We start from the raw sequence: 19,262 nt of genomic DNA on the forward strand, positions 1-19,262 counted from the left end.
ATTATGCACCAACACGGCTAATATAGGCGGTGCAATATAACAACTCTACAGTTTTGGACAAGAATAAAAAGTCTGCTCTCTTTTTTCATCTTTAATCTTTAAGATTTGACAATACGTATAATTTCATGCTGACCTGTTTTTTGTAACTTTATCCCTGTATGAACTTCGGTATATTCTTTGCTATTAATATAGAGCATATTTTTAGGTCCCCATTTTACTTTAATGCGATAAATGGCATCATAAAACTTCATTGTTGCTTCATATTTTGGCCAAATAGAGGGTAAATGTGGCTGCAAAAACAATAGGTCTCCCTGACGCTGTATTCCAAGAATAGCTTGTGTTGCGGCGCGATAAAACCAACCGGCTGAACCTGTATACCAAGTCCAACCGCCTTGACCACATCGTGGTTCAACAGCATAAATATCTGCGACCGTTACATAAGGTTCAACACGATAAATTTCAGGATCTTGTCCATGGGTAATTGGGTTTATCATAGAAAATAAAGCATAAGCTTTATCGTTTTGTTCCATTTCAGCCAACGCAAAAATACTCCAAATGGCACCATGCGTGTATTGACCACCATTTTCTCGAATTCCTGGAGGATAACCTTTTATATAACCAGGCTCGAGCGTACTTTTATCAAAAGGCGGCCAAAAAAGGCGAATGAGTCCGCCTTTTTTATCATAGAGATGTTCCAACATTGATGTCATTGCTTGTTTTTGACGTTCAGGCGATGCCATTTGAGAAATGACAGCCCAAGATTGAGCAATGGTATCAATTTGACATTCATCATTGATTTTAGAGCCAAGAGGTGTTCCATCATCAAAATAACCACGTCGATACCAAGCACCATCCCAACCATTTTTCTCTAGGGATTTTGTTAAATGTTCAAGGTACGTACTCCATATTTGCATATGGCTATTGTCACCACGTTTTTTGGCTAAAGAGATAAATGCTTGTAATGTGTACCCAAGAAACCATCCTAACCAAATGCTTTCGCCTTTTCCTTCCACACCGATCAAATTCATGCCATCATTCCAATCCCCACCTAAAATAAGAGGGAGACCATGTGATCCGCAGCGTTTAATGGCAAGGTCTAAAGCTAAAACACAATGTTCATAAACTGTTGCAACCTTTGGGGATTGGGTGGGTTGAAAATAAGCATCCTGTTGCCCACTTTTGAGAACATCACCTTCAATAAAAGGAATGAGCGTATCAAGAAAAGCGTCATCACCAGTGGTAGTGACATAAAGAGCTGTTGCATATGCAAGCCAAACGATATCATCAGAAATGTATGTACGAACACCAGCATTTGTGTCAGGCAACCACCAATGTTGCACATCACCTTCAAGAAATTGGTGCGCTGCTGCATTTAACAATTGTTCACGTGCTAATTGTGGTTCCAGCAATAACAAAGACAAGCTATCTTGTAACTGGTCACGAAAACCAAATGCACCACTCGCTTGGTAAAAGCCTGCGCGTGCCATGATGCGGCATGCGTAGATTTGATAAGGAAGCCAATGGTTGACCATAAGATTAAAAGAAGCATCAGGTGTTTTGACTTGGAAAGGAGAAACAAAATCACTCCATTGCTGTTTTTGTTTTGTGAGCTGAATTTCAAAATCACTTGCACGTACTTGATTGAGTAATTTTTCAGCTTCTTGCCTATTTTCAGCACTGCCAAGATAGAAGATGATTTCTTTTGTTTGCCCTGGTTGAAGATCAATATCATAGGCGAATGCTGAACAAGGATCACATCCTGCTTCAATGGTATTCGAAAGAGCAGCGGCTTTACGGATCGCATTTGGACGTGTTACGGTTCCCGTTGCACCAATAAATTCAGCGCGATTGGTCGTAGTGCTGGTTGGCATTTCGGACGCTGATAAAAATGTAACTTGTTGAGATTTTTCGATGTGATAGGGATTTTGAATAAAATGTGCACCCCATCTGGTCTCATAAGAGGAAACAATAAAGGGGGCATATTTTGTACGGACATTTCCCAAAACCCATTCAACATAATTATAAAGGCGTAAACTGCGTGGTTTTTTCCCTTCATTCGTAAGGATAAGACGTGAAAAGCGAATAGGTTTTTCGGGATCAAGTGTATGAGTCAGTTCTAATGCGATTTCTGAATGTGTTGATTTAAAAGTTGAGAATCCAAACCCATGACACGCCTCATAGACAATATTTTCGTCACATTCAACAGTAGAAACGGGTGAGAAACGTTTTAAAGACTGGCGATCAACCAGATAAAGAGCTTCTCCTGGTCGGTTAGACGTTGGATCATTCGCCCAAGGAGTTAGTTGATAATCGCGGCTATTGTTAGCCCAAGTAAAAATTGCACCTTCAGCAGAGACATGAAAACCAAATCTGTGATTAGCAATGACATTAATCCACGGATGCGGTGTAGTGGTACGTCCATGAAGACGTATTACATAATGATTGTGCTGATTAAAACCACCGTAACCATTCCAATATCTTAGATCTTCTCCATTTGGGAGAAAAGAGGATGGTTTTTGTTGGCTAATAAGACCAATGGAAGAAAAAAGATTTTGTTCAGTTTGTGTTGTAAATTGCTGTCCTTCGTTATATCTTGGCAAGTCTAATTGATCATAAGGTTCTTGATAATTTTTACGAATTGTGAGATTAAAATCATTCTCATCAAGTCGTTTAAGTTGTTCAGATAAAGAGCCATTTTGGGCATCAAGAACGATACGCGCTGATGCAAGAAGCGTTTTAAAACTCTGTTCACTCATTTGATCGCGTCGAAGCATGAAAATATGTTGGCGTTCATCTGCTTTTTGCGTGTGGTGATAATAAGATTCACAGACCCACTCAAGAGCGCGTTGTGTACTTTGTATATAAGAAAATGTTTGTTCATTAAGAATGACCAAATCAACAATGAGTCCACGCATACGCCAATATTCATGTGCTTTAAGGAGCTCGCGCAGTACAGTTATATTTCCCTCGTTATTTAATCTAAGAAGACAGAGTGGATTGTCTCCTGAGATAGACATGGGCCAAAGATTAGACTGTTTTCCTAGCGTTTTTGCTAATATTTCAGAAGGAAGACGCCACGTTCTTTCTGGATAAATAAGCGGTGTTGCATATTTTTGATAGACAATAGCTTCTTTAAGCTGGGTTCCGCTCTGATACAGTGCGACTTGTGAGCGCGTCCATGCCATTGAAAGTTCTTTTTGAAACATATCAGGTTGTCGATAATGTTTAATATGATTATTTAGCGCTTCTTTTGTATGAGCAGCAAAAGTCCAAAAAATAAGTTCTGCTTTTTCATGGGCTGAAATTTTTATACGGCATCGCAATGACATAACAGGGTCAAGAACACAACCTTGACTGTTACTGAAACGAGCATTTTGGTCAAATGCAGCGGGTCGATGAATGGATCGCCCCCGACCAATAAACAGAGAGCGATCTGTTTCAGCTTCTGTCTCTTGGAGAATATCTGTTGTACTAGAAACAAAATGGGTAACATAGATTTCAGGATCACTAGGCGAGCGTTTGCGCCTTTTGGCAAAAATTGTTTTACCTTCTTCAGTAATTTCTGTCTCTATAAACATACGGGAAAAAACAGGATGAACTTGGTCTGTATCCATCGTGGCAAGCGCTAATTCACCATAAGAAGTCACTTCAATGAGTCGGTCTTTATTTGTCGTATTCATCAGTTGAATACGTCTCCCTTCGCCACATCCTTCAGATGTAATAAGACATTCAAGTGTTGATTTAATACCATCAACCATTTTTGTATATTCAGCCTTTTCATCTGTAAAAATGCTGACAGCTTCTTCTTCAATAACACGTGTTGGCTCACCAGTAACAGACCACCACCGTCCACTATGCGTATCACGTAAGAAGAATAAAGTACCTTGTTGATCTTCTGTTGCATCAGGAATAAAGCGCGTAATCGCATAATCGTGCCAACGGCTGTAACCAGAACCGTTCGCTGTTAACATGGTAGAATAAAAGCCATTAGACAAAAGTAAAGTTGCTCGTGGTTTGAGTAACGGGTTTGTAATAATGTGCAAAGGGGCTGCGTCAAATGCTTGAGACTTATTGCGCATACGATTAACAGCTTTGGTATGAATAATAGGAATGAGATGAGGCGCTCTTTCCTGTAAGAGCAATTGTGTTGCTTCAATAACGGGATCACGGTGAAAACGATCACGCATTCGCCCTTGAAAAATAACATTGTTAAGAGCAAGGATAGACATACCATGATGGTGCGCATAATAATTGCGTACAATGGCGTATTTTTCCCCTGTTTTCACGCGTGTTAGAGTAAAATCAACAGAGTCATAATAACCATATGTTCCTAAAGCTCCAAGATCACGGAGTCGTTTTAAATTAGCGACAGCGCAAGCAGGAGCATATTGTGCCGCTAGAAGGCTGGCATAGGGAGCAATGACAGCATTGCGTGAAAGACCACGTTGGAGTCCGAGGTTTGGAACACCAAAATGAGCGTATTGGTAATTCATTAAATGATCGCGAGCATTAAATGCGGCTTCTGAAATACCCCATGGCAATTCCCGTTTATGGGCATATTGTATTTGACAACGAATAATCAATCGATTTGTTTGATCTAGGAGAGATCCTAAAGGTTCATGCATTACGAGAGATGGCATAAGATATTCAAACATTGATCCAGACCATGATAGGAGTGCACCTTTCCCACCTATGGGTACGAGAAGTCGACCAAGACGAAACCAATGTTTAAGTTTTATATCTCCTTTTGCGATGGCAAAAAAGCTTGCAAGACGTGCTTCTGAAGCAAGTAGGTCATAACAATTTTCATCGAGTTTGTTTTCTTGAACACGATATCCTATGGATAAGAGATGCCGTTTAGGCTGTTCTAAAAAGTCAAATTTCATATCAAAGGCTATTTGCCTTGCCATTATAGCCAGCCTGTTTAGTTTTTTACGTAATTTTTCAGTATCACAATGAGCAGTCGCATCATTATGATGAGCGTTACAGGTGTCGATAAGGCATTTAGCCCAAGAAAGCGCACGAGCAGATTCTATCGTTTGAATTTTGTGGTCAAGTTCACCGACTAAGTGCACAATATCATGGGCTGCAAGTGAAAGATCTATGATGTGAGAAGGAATCGTATTTTCTTGTTCTATAAAAGTGAAGATAGAATCATGAAAACGAGTGATGTTTTCTTCGATTTTTTGGCGTAAAGAGCGTAAACTGGGTTGATGATCTGGAATTTCTCTGACAGTTTCTTCAAGAATAGCAAGAACATCCGATAAGCCTTCTCGATCACTTTGAAAAAAAACATGAGGTTTTTCAGCCCATTCACTTAAGGCAGAAGAGAGTGTTACCAAATGACCGGCAAGATTTCCTGAATCAACGGTTGATACATAAGTAGGCAAAAGAGGCCTGAGTGTATCCGTTTCATACCAATTATAGAGATGACCGCGGAACTTTTCCATTTTTGCAAGAGAGCGTAATGTACATTCAATACGGGTAATGGTCTCTTCAAAACCAATCCAACCAAAATCACGTGCAGCAATAATAGAAAGGAGATAAACCCCAATATTCGTAGGCGATGTACGTTGAGCAACAAGAGGTTCAGGATCTTCTTGAAAATTATCGGGAGGCAAATGGTTGTTTTGTGCATTGACAAAGGTTGCATAATAAAGCCATGTCCGCCGTGCAATAGAACGGAGTTTTTTTTCATCTTTTGAAGAAAGATAAAGGCTATCTTGAAAGGTTGAAGGTTGACTCACAATCCAAGCAATGAAGGGTGAAAAAAACCATGCTATCCCAAAAGGCAAAGCAACCAAGCTTGCAAAACTATCAGAAAAAAGAGGGAGTGCTATAGTAAGAATACCAATAAGCGATGCTGGTGCCATTGTAAAAACATAGAAACGCAAACTATTGGGTATTGATTTTGTTGCGGCAGAAGTTTTCCATTCAAGAAGATGCTGTTTTGAAATCGTCATACGATAGAGTGTACGAATAATCGCATCGGTCATAAAATACGCCGAATAAGCAAGAAACGTCGTTTTAAGAAATATATCAGCGCTTGTAAGAGCAATTTTGTTCCAAATTAATTGAAAATGTCCACGCAAAGAATGATCTATATTGGATGAGACAAGCGTTTTTAATACACATAGAATGGGTGAAATGAAGGAGCTAAACAACAAGAATAGTTGCCAGACGATTGCACTCTTTAAAGACAAAAAAGCCCATCCTGCAAATGCTGCGATTAACCACATAAGTGGAGTGAGAGAACGACGTAAATTATCCTGCATTTTCCAACGCGTCACGGAACTTATTTGACGGTGGGGAAAAAGATAAGGCAAAAGCTGCCAATCACCGCGGACCCAACGATGATAACGCATAACATCAATATTATAAGCAGTTGGATAGTCTTCAATGACTTCTATGCTACTTACCAGAGCAGTACGAGCATAACCTCCCTCTAAGAGATCATGGCTAAGAATAGTATTTTCTTTAATTTTGCCATCAAGCGCTTGTTCAAATGCATCAATATTATAAAGACCTTTACCGATAAAGGTGCCTTCTCCTAAAAGATCTTGATAAGTATCAGAAACAGCAAAAACATAAGGATCAATGCCACGGTTTATAGAAAAAACCCGTTGGAGAATTGATGTTTTTTTTCCTGTTGTAAGAGAAGGAATAATGCGTGGTTGTAAAATGCTATAGCCCTTTACAACCTTTCCACTTTGTGGATCAAAAACGGGATAATTGAGTGGATGGTTAAGCTTTCCAACAAGTTTCGCGACGCTCTCTGGAGTAAGACGTGTATCACAATCCAGCGTCATAACAAAACGGCAATCCATAGGAAGATGTGGATTGGGAGGATAAAAGCTTGTATTTTTATCGCCTCTTAAGAGCCGATTAAGTTCATGAAGTTTTCCTCGCTTTCGTTCCCATCCCATCCAACATTTTTCGCTTGTATTATAAAGGCGTCGGCGATGTAAAAGGAAAAAAAGCGGAAGTTTATCACGATGATAACGACTATTGAGTTTATCAATACTCTTTTGCGCATAGTGCAATAAATCAAGATCATCTTGCGTTTCTCTCAATGGAGCATCCACCCAATCTGTAATGAGTGCAAAATGAATGGCACCTTTAGGATTGGAAAGATAGTGCACTTCAAGATTGCGCACTTGTTCATCAATGTCAGCGCGTGATGTCATCAAAGTAGGTACAACAACCATTGTCCGTGCATGTTTTGGAATACCTTCTTTATATTCATAACCAATGAGTTGTTTTGATGGGACAAACCACGAAACAACAGTGTTAAATAAAGCAAAAGCAGCATCGATAGCAGGAAAAAGCGCCAATCCAGTAAAGCAAAAAGACATCCATTGTGTCATGCCAGATAGCTGTAAAAGGGCGTAAATTACCAGCAAAAGAGCAAGCGTCAGAAAAGAGACAGGAACGGCGATGACTCTCAATTTTGAGCAACAGGAAGCGCGTGTCCATTTTATGAGAAAGGGCGGAATATACCCACAAGCCTTTTCAAATATGCCACGACCATCATCAACAAGGTACCACCCCACACAAGAATGATGAGGCATATCTTTAGAAGTGGAATTTGCCATTTCTACAACTTTATGTGCAACTTCCAGTTCACTAAGAGGCGAAAAGCGAGAAACTTTTTCAATGACTTGTCGATAAATATTGCGTGAGTGAGCATCAATTTCAGAAAAATCACTATTTTTACGCAAAATAGAATCGACACAACTCACTGTTTCAAACCATGCTGTCCAATCAACATCATCTATAGCTTTAAGAGAACAGATAATATTTCCCATGGTCACACCATCTGCTGCTTGTCGGGTATGTTCATCAGCTGTTGCAATCTCTAAGCTACTGCCTTGGCTTTTCAATTGCTTTTCAAGCCAAGTTAATGCTACGGTTGAATCGACAGATGCACTGCGCAGGCGATAGAATAAATGTGCTGAAAAAGTTGGATCAACAGTAAATGGTTTATACTGCGTAAAAAGAGAGTGTAGATTTGTTTTATTTTCTACAAGAGAAATTTTATCAGCTACTTGACTAGCAAGATGGCGCATATGTCGCGCTTTTTCGATACGTACTGAAAGACGACGGACATTTTCAATGAGCAGCATTTGCATAACTGAAGGAAGAGCCCACAATTCACCAATTGTGAGCGCACAAATTTCTTGAAATCCGTTGGTCATAGCAGTGAGTGTTTCTTGTGAAAAGCTGCTATCGGTATGCGCAATATAAAGCCAAGTTAAAGCAAAAATTCGTGGTATTCCGGCTTTGTGTGTAGAAAGAGGAAGTTGCTTTATGAAGGACTTGGGTAGATTACGACGTAGCTTTTGTATGGTTTTATCAATGGTGTAATGATTATCAATGAGCCATTGAGCAGATGGTGCGATGGTTTCATCATTTCGAGCAGCAAAATCACTGGTATGAAAGGCATGAAGAATAAGTTTAGCATTTTCATTCAATCTCTTGCGAAAATCTCCTACTCCTTCATATTCAGGGAGTAAAATTTCTTTACCAGAAGCTATATCATGCCCTAAGTTATAAAGATCTTCCTGTACCTTATAAATTGCACGAAGAGGAAAATCCGTATTAATAAAATGATCTTTTTTCTCTTTTTGAGAAAAAAAGCACTTTATGAAAGGTATTATGCACGTCATAGTGTCCCATTGTTATTCAATTACATTGTTTTTTATTTAAATTTTAAGCATTTTATCTGAATAGTGAACCGTTGTTAGACAAAAAACAAACTTTTTGTTTTTATTTGCAAGCATTTATAATTTTTGTTTCAATAATTTAAAAATAAGCAGACAATTTTTTTATAAAATAAAAAGGTCACTCCTAATGAGTGACCTTAATAATAAAACCAACTTTAATGATTGATGATTAATCTTGTTCTTGTTTTTTCAAAGCTGCACCCAGAATATCACCAAGAGAAGCACCTGAATCTGTAGAACCATATTGTGCAACAGCTTCTTTTTCCTCTGCAATTTCTAAAGCTTTAATCGATACTGAAATTTTACGTGTTTTTTTATCAAATGCTGTGATGCGAGCATCAACCTTTTGCCCAATTGCGAAACGCTCAGGACGTTGCTCATCACGATCACGCGCAAGATCAGCACGCCGAATGGTTGTCTCAAGGTTGTGGTCAATCAATTTCACACCAATGTCATTGTCGTTAACAGCAATCACTTCGCATGTTACAACTGCACCTTTTCGCAATTCGCCAGAAGCAGCTGCTTCTCCAACTTTATCGCTGGAAAGCTGCTTAATTCCAAGAGAAATGCGCTCTTTTTCAATGTCAACATCAAGGACCACAGCCTTAACGATATCGCCTTTATTATAAGTATCAATAACTTGTTCACCAGGACGGTTCCAATCAAGATCAGACAAATGAACCATACCGTCAACATCGCCTTCAAGCCCAATAAACAGACCAAATTCTGTTTTATTTTTAACCTCTCCTTCAATTTGCGAATTGACAGGAAATTTATTGGCAAAAGCTTCCCATGGATTTTCAAATGTTTGTTTTAAGCCAAGAGAAATACGCCGTTTAGAAGGATCAATCTCAAGAACAACCACTTCTACTTCTTGTGATGTAGACAGAATTTTTCCAGGATGAACATTTTTCTTTGTCCAGCTCATTTCAGAAACATGGATCAGCCCTTCGATTCCTGGTTCAATTTCAACAAAACCACCGTAATCAGTAATGTTGGTAACAGCACCCGTAATTTTTTTACCAATCGGATACCGAACACTGATGCTTTCCCAAGGATCACTTTCAAGCTGTTTCATTCCAAGAGAAATACGGTGCGTATCTTGATTAATGCGAATAATCTGTACTTTAATCGTTTGGCCAATTGTGAGCACTTCAGATGGGTGATTAACACGCCGCCATGCCATATCTGTAACGTGCAAGAGACCATCAATCCCACCAAGATCAACAAAGGCACCATAATCTGTAATATTTTTCACCACACCTTCAACGATTTGGTTTTCTTCAAGATTTTGTACGATTTCTGAACGTTGCTCAGCGCGACTTTCTTCTAAAACAGTGCGACGTGAAACCACAATATTGCCACGACGACGATCCATCTTCAAAATTTCAAAGGACTGTGAATTATGCATGAGGGGTGAAACATCACGAATGGGACGAATATCAACTTGGCTGCGAGGCAAGAAAGCAACGGCACCATCAAGATCGACTGTAAAACCACCTTTTACTTGGCTAAAGATCACTCCATCAACGCGTGCACCAGCATTGAATTTTTCCTCCAAACGGACCCAACTTTCTTCGCGCCGTGCTTTTTCACGCGATAAAACAGCTTCACCCATCGCATTTTCAATGCGTTCAATGTAAACCTCAACTTCATCGCCAACTTGCAAAGAACCATCTTTTGCTTTAGCTCCAAATTCTTTGAGAGGAATACGTCCTTCGACTTTAAGACCAGCATCAATAATGGCCATGTCTTTTTCGATTGCAATAACACGACCTTTAACAACAGATCCTTCATTAAGATCATTAGTTTGAAAAGATTCTGTTAAAAGGGCTTCAAAATCCGCTGTTGTGGGATTGTATTGTGACATAAGAACTCCTAATATATACCTTGTATTATAAGGTATGAGCGCTAGGTTAGTGTTAACATAAGTAACTCCCTAGCCTTTTCCTTGAATAAAGGAAAAAAGTTAGCGCTAGGCTGGAAGTTACCTTAACGAATTTATCCAATTATATGCATTTTTATGATTGGATCAACAAAACTGCATGCAATTTCAAATGTTGCTTCTATACTCAATTCTGACGTATCAAGCAAGTGGGCGTTTTTTGCTGGTTTTAGTGGACTTTGTTTGCGCGTTATATCGCGACTGTCGCGCTGTTCAAGTTGAGCTAGGATTTCATGATAATTTGCTTGAACACCTTTTTTTAAAATCTCTTGGTAGCGGCGTTTGGCGCGTGTTTGAACATTGGCTAGAATATAAAACTTGATATCGGCATCAGGACAAACAATAGTTCCGATATCACGCCCATCAAGCACACAGCCGGGCAAAACTTTAGCAAAGTTGCGTTGTTTTTCGACAAGAATTTTGCGTACAGCAGGGTTAATTGCTATTTTTGAAGCCGCTTCACCAAGTTCATGAGAAGAAAGAAGAGAAGGATTTAAGGTATTAAAATCAAGTTCTTTAGCATAAATAATAGCATTTTTTTCATCATTAAGAGCTAAATTTTGTTGTAAAAGCGTATGAGCAACACTACGATAAGTAAGACCAGTATCGAGATGACGAAGGCGATAATGTGCAGCAATTTTGCGTGCTAAGGTTCCTTTGCCTGAGGCAGCAGGTCCATCAATGGCGATAACAAAAGGCTTCAAGCGATTTTTCCCCCAAGTTGTTTTATAAAAGGAATAAATTCTGGAAAGCTCGTAGCGATCATTCGTTTATCATCAATGGTAACAGGTTTTTCTGATACAAGCCCAAAAATGAGAAAACACATAGCAATTCGATGATCAAGATGTGTGGCAACATACCCACCCCCCAAACCTTTGGCAGAACCTTTTCCATAAACAATAAGAAAATCTTGACCTTCTTCACAGTCTACGCAATTAATTTTTAATCCTTGAGTAACAGCAGACAATCGATCCGATTCTTTTACACGCAATTCTTCAATTCCTAGCATCACTGTTTTGCCTTCTGCAAAGGCTGCTGCTACTGCCAAAGCAGGATATTCATCTATCATCGATGGAGCACGTTCTTTGGGCACCGTAACGCCTCTAAGGACCGATGATTTTATCCGTAGATCAGCAACATCCTCTCCACCTGTTTGACGTCGGTTCAAAAATTCAATTTGAGCACCCATTTCCCACAATGTTTCGATAAGTCCTATTCGAGAGTTATTTATCAAAACATTTTCAATGGTGATATCAGAGTCTTCTATAAGAAGGGCTGCGATAATTGGAAAAGCAGCAGAAGAAGGATCACCCGGAATATGAATCGTTTGTCCAGTAAGATGGGGTTGACCATTAAGATGAATCAAACGCGCACCTTCGTTATCTTTTTCTATTTCAAGTTGCGCACCGAATGCTTTTAACATTTTTTCCGTATGATCTCGTGTCAGAACTGGTTCAATAACAGTTGTAGTGCCGGCGGTATTGAGTCCAGCAAGCAGGATTGCTGATTTAATTTGGGAGGAAGCTATTGGAACACGGTAACGAATCGGATTAGCCATTTTCGGACCATAAAGCGTTAAAGGAAGGTGATCGTCGCGCGTTGCCTCAATTTCAACCCCCATGAGACGCAGTGGATCAAGGATACGTCCCATTGGACGTTTAGAGAGAGAAGCATCACCAATAAAGGTTGTTTTCATATGATACGGACCAACCATTCCCATAACCAAACGAGCACCTGTTCCAGCGTTTCCAAAGTCTAAAGGTTTTTGTGCAGCTAAAAGGCAACCATTCCCTGTTCCTCGTATGATCCAGAAGTCATCTTTTTTAATAATACAGGCACCCATAGCTTGCATAGCAGCAGCTGTGTTGAGTACATCAGCGCTTTCAAGTAATCCATGAATATATGTCTCACCACTTGCTAATCCTCCCAATATAAGAGAGCGATGAGAGATTGATTTATCTCCTGGTATTTGAATTTTTCCAGAGAGACTACTCGATTTATAGGTGGTTATAGGGATTGCTTTTTGCATGGAAATTCTATTTAATTCTATCTAACTTTTATGAAATTGTGCATCCTTTAGCACATGCTTTAAAAGACGTCATGAAAAAATCACTGTGGAACAGTGTATTTATCTTTGACAAAGGTATTATTTTTCGATTAAGCACCATAAAATTTATCTTTTAATGGAATAATAGTTAATCAAAGAGGCACGGTTTATGGCAAAACAAGAACTTGGAACTAAACGTGTTGATCCAGAAACAGGAAAAAAATTTTACGATCTAAATCGCGATCCTATTGTGTCGCCCTATACAGGAATTTCTTATCCGCGTTCTTACTTTGAAGTTGCAGCAGCTGAAGCAAATAATGAAGAAGAAGTTGATACTGAGGAGCTTGATACAGCACTTGAAAAATCTGCTTTTATGCTTCTTGAAGATGATGATGTGGATTCTAAAGATGACGATCTTCCTGATTTAGAAGATAGTGATGTAGATCTTGGTGATGATGATGATACATTTTTGTCTCATGATGGTGACGATGAAGATGATGACGTTACTGATATTCTCGGAGGCGGTGTTTCTAATGATGACGATGCTTAAAAGAAGTAAAAGAGGACATCTTTATCTATTGAATGTAAATTCTTCTTGATCTTCAATTTTGATCGTTCTAGAAAAGCTGGAATTGTATACTGTCTTTTTGGGACAATTTGTTTTTATAGGGGCTATAGCTCAGCTGGGAGAGCGCTTGCATGGCATGCAAGAGGTCAGCGGTTCGATCCCGCTTAGCTCCACCAAAAAGACCAACTGTTCTATCAAGGGAATCAATTATAATAAAAGATGTGTGCATCAATTTAAAAGGTTTATGTGCTATTTAATTATCATTCCAATAGCGCCTGTTCCTTGCATCTTAATGATATTATAATACATTTTTAATCATTTGTTGGATTATAAAATTTACTGTCGCAACCGTGAAAGTAGATAATTTTTTATGCTTTGCACAGAAATAGAAAATGAGCTGTTTAACCTGCGCCTTGTCTTAAAGGACAAAATTTGAATTTCCTTTACCACAATATTTCCACAAATATCATAATATGTTGGTTACCGGTATCTTTTTAAAAGATATGAAGTACTTAAACAAAGAGTAGAGAATAAAATATTAAAATATACTTCTCAATTATTGCGAATCAGAACTTTTTTCGAGTATTTTTAGCCTGATCAGATGTTCTGCCAATTAAAAATTATCCACCTTGAGTAGCGTATACCTGCTCAATACTAAGGTATATTAATACTTAAATAATATATTGAATCAATTAATTTTTTTCCTTGCACGTCATAAACAAGGTCGAGGTGTAAGAGCAAAGTGGTGCTATCATTATATGTGCTAATTCCCAATGTTACGGATAATTCTCACATTTGAGAATGTATGTTCATAAAAAAACATTTTTAGTCTTTTCTTTCACAGTTTTTATCCACATACCCATTGTGCTTGTTATGTGCAAGCCAATGGTTTTATTGATTCAACCTCAAGAGATCTGAAACGATAAAACCCTACGCCATTCGAGATTCTTACTTTAATATGAATAACGATATATTATCTTTATAAATCAATATGCTTAAACCATTTAAGAAAAAGAATAAAAATGCTTCTCATAAATATTCTCAAATGCAAAAGCTATCACAACATTGGAGACTGACTTGTTACTTCATAGGCGTTACAAATCTTTCTCTGAATATTCCCTACCCTGAATATTCATTGTGTGTAAAGTTGCATATACCTTATCATCCTATAAACGGGAGTGTTTTTACAATACAATAAGATAACTTCTTTCAATTAAGATGAACTGGATGGACGACTATGTTTTATTTCATACAATACTAAATACACTTAGTTTTTTTGAAGACTGTAGCGCCCTCTTTATACAAAACAACGTTTTTTCGTTTAATGCATTTCTCGTTTTCTTATATTGAATATTTTACCCTTTTTATGATGCCCGAATTGCATTTGTTTTAATTGCTATTTTATACACTTAACAAAGAAAATATTCATATAATAATCAGCCAGTAATACGCATAATGAAAATAAAAAATGATATTATATTTTAAAATTTTTCTTCAATAACCTCTAGTACTTAGCCCAATGCGAAATGCCAACACTAAATAGAAAATGGTTTCTATTATAAATTTTTTTAACAAAGGAGGTAAAAATGTCGAGAGTATCTTCAAATATATTGTGTATTGCAAAAACTTTCTGTTGCTTGAGTTTATTCTAAAAAATAACAATTTATTTCATTGAACGATCGGAAAAACGACACTATTTTATCATATCATGCGGAATTTTGCTTTCGAATAATTTTATCCCATCAATTCCCTGATTGAGATTTTCAAAAATCTTCCCTAATGCCATCCACATCTTTTTAATTGCTGTTCATAGAGCCTCGATATCCTTGCCATGCGCTGTGCTGTCTGTGAAAGCGCAGCACTGACATGCCCACCACTACGTGCATAAGCACCATGCCCCATATGATAATTTAAATAAAGGCTATATGCATCATCAAACCTCACCCCATTGCGTTGAACACTTTGGCGATGATACCAAGCAACAAAATCAGCAGCATCTGCGAAATTCGTACGCCATGCAAAAGACTTTCCTGTAGAGCGAAGATACATTGCCCATGTACTATCAAGCGCTTGAGCATAACCATAAGCTGTCGACCGACGCTTCCATGGAATAAAACCAAGTAGTTTTTTGCGTGGAGGACGTGCATTGTGACGAAAGCTCGATTCCATCCTAATGGTTGCAAGAATAATAGGCATAGGAATTCCATAGCGCATTTCCGCTCTTTGAGACACCTTACCCCAATTGTCAAAAAAACCATTTTTTTGTGCTAAAATAGCACAAGCATTATTTGTGTGGATGGGAGTGGTTGTTGCGCATCCCTCTAGCAAAAACACCAGTGCCCCTAAAAACAAAAGGTGTCGCATATTCCTATTCCTCTCGTTTAAGAAATAAAACAAGATAGAGATACTAAAAAATGATTACCAATCAATAAAGAACATGATCTAACTTGTAATATTTAAGAAGCTTGCTTTGCTTTATTCCTCATCAGCAAAACGCAATGTTTGCGACTGAGCCAATGTTGTCATTTTTGTTGGTTCAGAGTAATTTTCTTTTAATTCGACAGTTTCAATGCGATTTGCCCGTTTCATGATTTTGGAGGACGATATCAAAATTCCCTCTATATCTTCACCTGCTTTATGAAAGTGCTTCTGTAGTGCGCGAACACGCGTATCCATTCGTCCAAAATCTTCCATCAATTTTGCTACTTCTGATTGAATTAAATGCGCTTGTTCACGCATACGCGCATCTTTCATAATGGTTTGTACCACTTGGACAGAGAGCATCAACAAAGATGGTGAAACAATAATCACATGGGCTCTATTGGATTTTTGTACCAATGCCTCAAAATCCTCATAAATTGTTGCGAAAATCGATTCAGATGGCACAAAAAGGAAAGCAGTGTCATGGGTTTCTCCAGGAATCAAATATTTTTGTGCAATATCACGAATATGAACTTCCATATCGGTACGAAATTGGCGTTCTGCCTCTTGACGCTCTTGCGCTGATTCTGCCTTACGCATAGCATTCCAAGCTTCCAGAGGAAATTTAGCATCAACAACAAGAGAAGGAGCTTTATTGGGCATATGAATGAGACAATCTGGGCGCTTTCCATTGGAAAGAACAGCCTGAAAAGCATAAGCGTTTGTTGGTAAGGCATCGGCAATAATTGCTTCCATCCGCCCTTGACCGAAAGTACCACGCGTCTGCTTATTGCTTAAAATGGACTGCAACTGAACAACTTGTCCCGTAAGCGATTGAATATTATTTTGTGCTGCATCAATCACTGCTAAACGCTCTTGCAAACGATTCAAATTTTCATAAGTGGATTTGGTCTGTACCTGAAGTGTTTGGCCTAAGCTTGTTGTCATCCCATTGAGTTGCTCACTGAGTGATTTATTCAATTCAGCCTGCCGTTGACCAAAAATTTCCGCCATCGTTTGCATTCGTCCTTGCATTTCAGCTTGTGTTTTCAGCAAGGTAGCCATCTGCATTTGTGCCTCACGTGCGCGTTCAGCAATTTCATTTTCCAAAAATGCTTTTTTTCGATGAGAATGTATCAACATAAAAAATGCCAAACAGACAAGTATAAATAAAAGCAAAAGCATTAGTTTAGAAAAAAAATCACCAGCGAGTATGGAAAAAAACGAATCAAACATAAATTGTAATATAACGCTCTTATTGTAAAAAAACGCAAGAATCCGTTATTCAATATTGACCAATAACAAACCATTGATTAATCTCTACTTATGCCAATGAGATCTTTAGTTACTTTACCTGATCCGATTTTACGGGAAGTGTCCAAACCTGTTGAGCAGGTCGATTCAGCTCTCCAAAAACTTGCGGATGACATGTTGGAAACCATGTATAATTCTAAGGGCGTTGGTCTTGCTGCTATTCAAATTGGTATACCGCTACGTATGTTGGTTATAGATGTCTCTGGAAATTCTGAAGATGAGCAGGAAAAACCACTTGTTATTATCAACCCTGAAATTTTATGGCTTTCAGATGAGCGTAATATTTACAAAGAAGGTTGTCTTTCTATTCCTGATTATTTTGCAGAAGTTGAACGTCCTAAACGCCTTCGTGTTCGCTATCAGAACCGTGAAGGAAAACAAACAGAAATTGAAGCAGACGATCTCTTAGCAACTTGCTTACAGCATGAAATTGATCATTTAGATGGGCGCCTTTTTATTGATTACATTTCAAAGATCAAACGCGATATGGTGATACGAAAATTTAAAAAACGCGCAAAAGAAAAAAACATGCAGGAAGCAGTTTTGTAATGGCTTTACGATTAAGTTTTATGGGAACACCAGATTTTTCTGTTCCTATTTTACATGCTTTATTGGATGCAGGTCATGATGTTGTTGCTGTTTATAGTCAACCCCCTCGCCCAGCAGGACGTCGAGGGCTTAAATTAATCCCCTCCGCTGTTCACACCGTAGCAAAAGAAAAATCCATTCCTGTCTTCACGCCTCAAACACTCAAAACAATCGAACAACAGGAGCAATTTGCAGCACTTTCTGTTGATGCTGCTATTGTGGTGGCTTATGGACTCCTTTTACCCAAAGCTATTCTCGAAACGCCACGTTTTGGTTGTTTTAATGCCCACGCTTCACTCTTACCACGTTGGCGTGGTGCTGCGCCTATTCAACGAGCAATTATGGCTGGTGATAAAGAAACAGGTATCATGATCATGAAAATGGATGAAGGACTTGATACGGGGCCTATCGCTCTTTCTCGCTCCATCCCCATTACTGATAACACCACCACTGCTGAGCTTTCAAACAGACTTTCACATATTGGCGCAGAACTTATGGTAGAGACTTTATCCACTCTTGAAAAAGGACAACTTAAACTGACCCCACAATCAGAAGAAGGCATCACCTATGCCGCCAAAATTAGAAAAGAAGAGACCCGCATTGATTGGACAAAACCTGCAGAGTTTATTCATAGGCATATTCGCGCGCTCTCTCCCTCTCCTAGTTGCTGGTGCAATATGAATATCGGTGGACGAGAAGAACGTGTAAAAATTCTTGATAGTCGTTTAACAACAGGTCCTTCTCTTGAAATTGGACGGATAGAACCAGATTCTTTGATTATCCATTGTGGGCAAGGACGGATAGAAATAACCTCTCTCCAAAGATCTGGCGGTAAAATTCTTGAGTGCGCAACCTTTTTGCGAGGTGCTCATATTTCTGCTGTTTTTTAAGATGCCACGTTTTAAACTCACTCTTGAATATGATGGTTCAAATTATGCTGGTTGGCAGCGTCAAGCAAAACTTCACACGATACAAGGAGCTCTTGAACAAGCAATTTTTTGCTTTAGTGGACAACAATTGACCATAACAACAGCAGGAAGAACCGATGCGGGCGTACATGCTACGGGACAAGTTGCGCATGTTGATTTTGAAAAAAACTGGCTCTCCCATACTGTGCGTGACGCGCTCAATGCTCTTTTACGTAAACAGGGAGAGGCGATTTCAATCTTAAATGTAGAAAATGTCCCTGATGACTTTGATGCACGATTTTCCGCTGTAAAACGCCATTATCTTTTTAAAATACTTAATCGTCGCTCTCCACCAGCTTTAAATGCCAAACGCGTGTGGTGGATACCAAAACCTCTTCATGCTGAAGCCATGCATGAAGCTGCGCAAAAGCTTGTAGGACAACATGATTTTACAACTTTCCGTTCAGCACATTGCCAAGCCAAAAGCCCTATTCGCACCCTTGAACGTCTCGATATTCAAAGAGAAGGTGAAGAAATTTTCCTTTATGCACAAGCTCGTTCTTTTCTTCATCATCAAATCCGTTCATTCGCAGGAAGCCTCATGGAAGTGGGTATTGGACGTTGGACAGCTCAAGATCTCGAAACAGCTCTTCATGCTAAAGATCGTAAACGTTGTGGTGTTGTTGCCCCCCCCTCAGGACTTTATTTAACCAAAGTAGAGTATTAATTATCCTTCAAGAGTGAG

General features: G+C 38.8%; 10 protein-coding genes and 1 tRNA gene. 5 read left to right on the forward strand and 6 right to left on the reverse strand.

Annotated elements, in window-relative coordinates:
* Positions 1 to 98: 98 nt before the first annotated feature.
* The 4 genes from ACFIMA_RS00290 to aroA all read right to left on the reverse strand — a co-directional run bounded on the left by ACFIMA_RS00290 (position 99) and on the right by aroA (position 12,700).
* Entirely contained in the window at positions 99 to 8,669 is an 8,571-nt protein-coding gene (locus ACFIMA_RS00290; protein ID WP_375692997.1) for a GH36-type glycosyl hydrolase domain-containing protein, read from the reverse strand.
* Positions 8,670 to 8,895: 226 nt separating this feature from the next.
* The gene (gene rpsA, locus ACFIMA_RS00295; RefSeq protein WP_026500132.1) at positions 8,896 to 10,596 is read right to left on the reverse strand and encodes a 30S ribosomal protein S1; all 1,701 of its coding nucleotides are present in this window, start codon (positions 10,594 to 10,596) and stop codon (positions 8,896 to 8,898) included.
* Positions 10,597 to 10,727: 131 nt separating this feature from the next.
* A complete protein-coding gene (gene cmk / locus ACFIMA_RS00300; protein ID WP_375611402.1) occupies positions 10,728 to 11,375 on the reverse strand; it encodes a (d)CMP kinase in 648 nt (215 codons plus the stop codon).
* Positions 11,372 to 12,700, reverse strand: coding sequence for a 3-phosphoshikimate 1-carboxyvinyltransferase (aroA, locus tag ACFIMA_RS00305; RefSeq protein WP_375652398.1), 1,329 nt, complete (start codon positions 12,698 to 12,700; stop codon positions 11,372 to 11,374). Before aroA ends, cmk begins: the two co-directional genes overlap by 4 nt.
* A gap of 187 nt (positions 12,701 to 12,887) precedes the next feature.
* On the opposite strand from aroA, the gene ACFIMA_RS00310 reads away from it, so the two are divergent.
* Together ACFIMA_RS00310 and ACFIMA_RS00315 are read left to right on the forward strand one after the other, a co-directional pair.
* Positions 12,888 to 13,268 (forward strand): TIGR02300 family protein, encoded by a 381-nt coding sequence (locus ACFIMA_RS00310; protein WP_375611400.1) that lies wholly within the window; start codon positions 12,888 to 12,890, stop codon positions 13,266 to 13,268.
* Positions 13,269 to 13,386: 118 nt separating this feature from the next.
* Positions 13,387 to 13,462: transfer RNA gene (locus ACFIMA_RS00315), tRNA-Ala, on the forward strand.
* Positions 13,463 to 15,062: 1,600 nt separating this feature from the next.
* Here the strand turns inward: ACFIMA_RS00315 and ACFIMA_RS00320 are convergent.
* Together ACFIMA_RS00320 and ACFIMA_RS00325 are read right to left on the reverse strand one after the other, a co-directional pair.
* The gene (locus tag ACFIMA_RS00320) at positions 15,063 to 15,650 is read right to left on the reverse strand and encodes a hypothetical protein (RefSeq protein ID WP_375652397.1); all 588 of its coding nucleotides are present in this window, start codon (positions 15,648 to 15,650) and stop codon (positions 15,063 to 15,065) included.
* A gap of 111 nt (positions 15,651 to 15,761) precedes the next feature.
* The gene (locus tag ACFIMA_RS00325; protein WP_375612812.1) at positions 15,762 to 16,943 is read right to left on the reverse strand and encodes a DNA recombination protein RmuC; all 1,182 of its coding nucleotides are present in this window, start codon (positions 16,941 to 16,943) and stop codon (positions 15,762 to 15,764) included.
* Between the two features lie 90 nt (positions 16,944 to 17,033).
* Between ACFIMA_RS00325 and def the strand changes: the two genes are divergently transcribed.
* The 3 genes from def to truA are packed head-to-tail and all read left to right on the forward strand — an operon-like array spanning position 17,034 to position 19,244.
* The gene (gene def, locus ACFIMA_RS00330) at positions 17,034 to 17,570 is read left to right on the forward strand and encodes a peptide deformylase (protein ID WP_375612811.1); all 537 of its coding nucleotides are present in this window, start codon (positions 17,034 to 17,036) and stop codon (positions 17,568 to 17,570) included.
* A complete protein-coding gene (gene fmt, locus ACFIMA_RS00335; protein ID WP_375620855.1) occupies positions 17,570 to 18,499 on the forward strand; it encodes a methionyl-tRNA formyltransferase in 930 nt (309 codons plus the stop codon). Before def ends, fmt begins: the two co-directional genes overlap by 1 nt.
* Position 18,500: 1 nt before the next feature.
* Positions 18,501 to 19,244, forward strand: a complete 744-nt coding sequence (gene truA / locus ACFIMA_RS00340; protein ID WP_375612809.1) for a tRNA pseudouridine(38-40) synthase TruA — start codon at positions 18,501 to 18,503, stop codon at positions 19,242 to 19,244.
* Positions 19,245 to 19,262: the final 18 nt, after the last annotated feature.

It is taken from the genome of Bartonella sp. AP88HLJMH (assembly GCF_042195605.1).
Taxonomy (GTDB): domain Bacteria; phylum Pseudomonadota; class Alphaproteobacteria; order Rhizobiales; family Rhizobiaceae; genus Bartonella.

What these genes read in the sequence shown, in the direction of transcription:
- aroA (WP_375652398.1), bottom strand. Translation starts at nt 12,700, where the DNA reads ATGCAAAAAGCAATCCCTATAACCACCTATAAATCGAGTAGTCTCTCT.
- ACFIMA_RS00310 (WP_375611400.1), top strand. Translation starts at nt 12,888, where the DNA reads ATGGCAAAACAAGAACTTGGAACTAAACGTGTTGATCCAGAAACAGGA.
- rpsA (WP_026500132.1), bottom strand. Translation starts at nt 10,596, where the DNA reads ATGTCACAATACAATCCCACAACAGCGGATTTTGAAGCCCTTTTAACA.
- ACFIMA_RS00325 (WP_375612812.1), bottom strand. Translation starts at nt 16,943, where the DNA reads ATGTTTGATTCGTTTTTTTCCATACTCGCTGGTGATTTTTTTTCTAAA.
- fmt (WP_375620855.1), top strand. Translation starts at nt 17,570, where the DNA reads ATGGCTTTACGATTAAGTTTTATGGGAACACCAGATTTTTCTGTTCCT.
- def (WP_375612811.1), top strand. Translation starts at nt 17,034, where the DNA reads ATGCCAATGAGATCTTTAGTTACTTTACCTGATCCGATTTTACGGGAA.
- ACFIMA_RS00290 (WP_375692997.1), bottom strand. Translation starts at nt 8,669, where the DNA reads ATGACGTGCATAATACCTTTCATAAAGTGCTTTTTTTCTCAAAAAGAG.
- ACFIMA_RS00320 (WP_375652397.1), bottom strand. Translation starts at nt 15,650, where the DNA reads ATGCGACACCTTTTGTTTTTAGGGGCACTGGTGTTTTTGCTAGAGGGA.
- truA (WP_375612809.1), top strand. Translation starts at nt 18,501, where the DNA reads ATGCCACGTTTTAAACTCACTCTTGAATATGATGGTTCAAATTATGCT.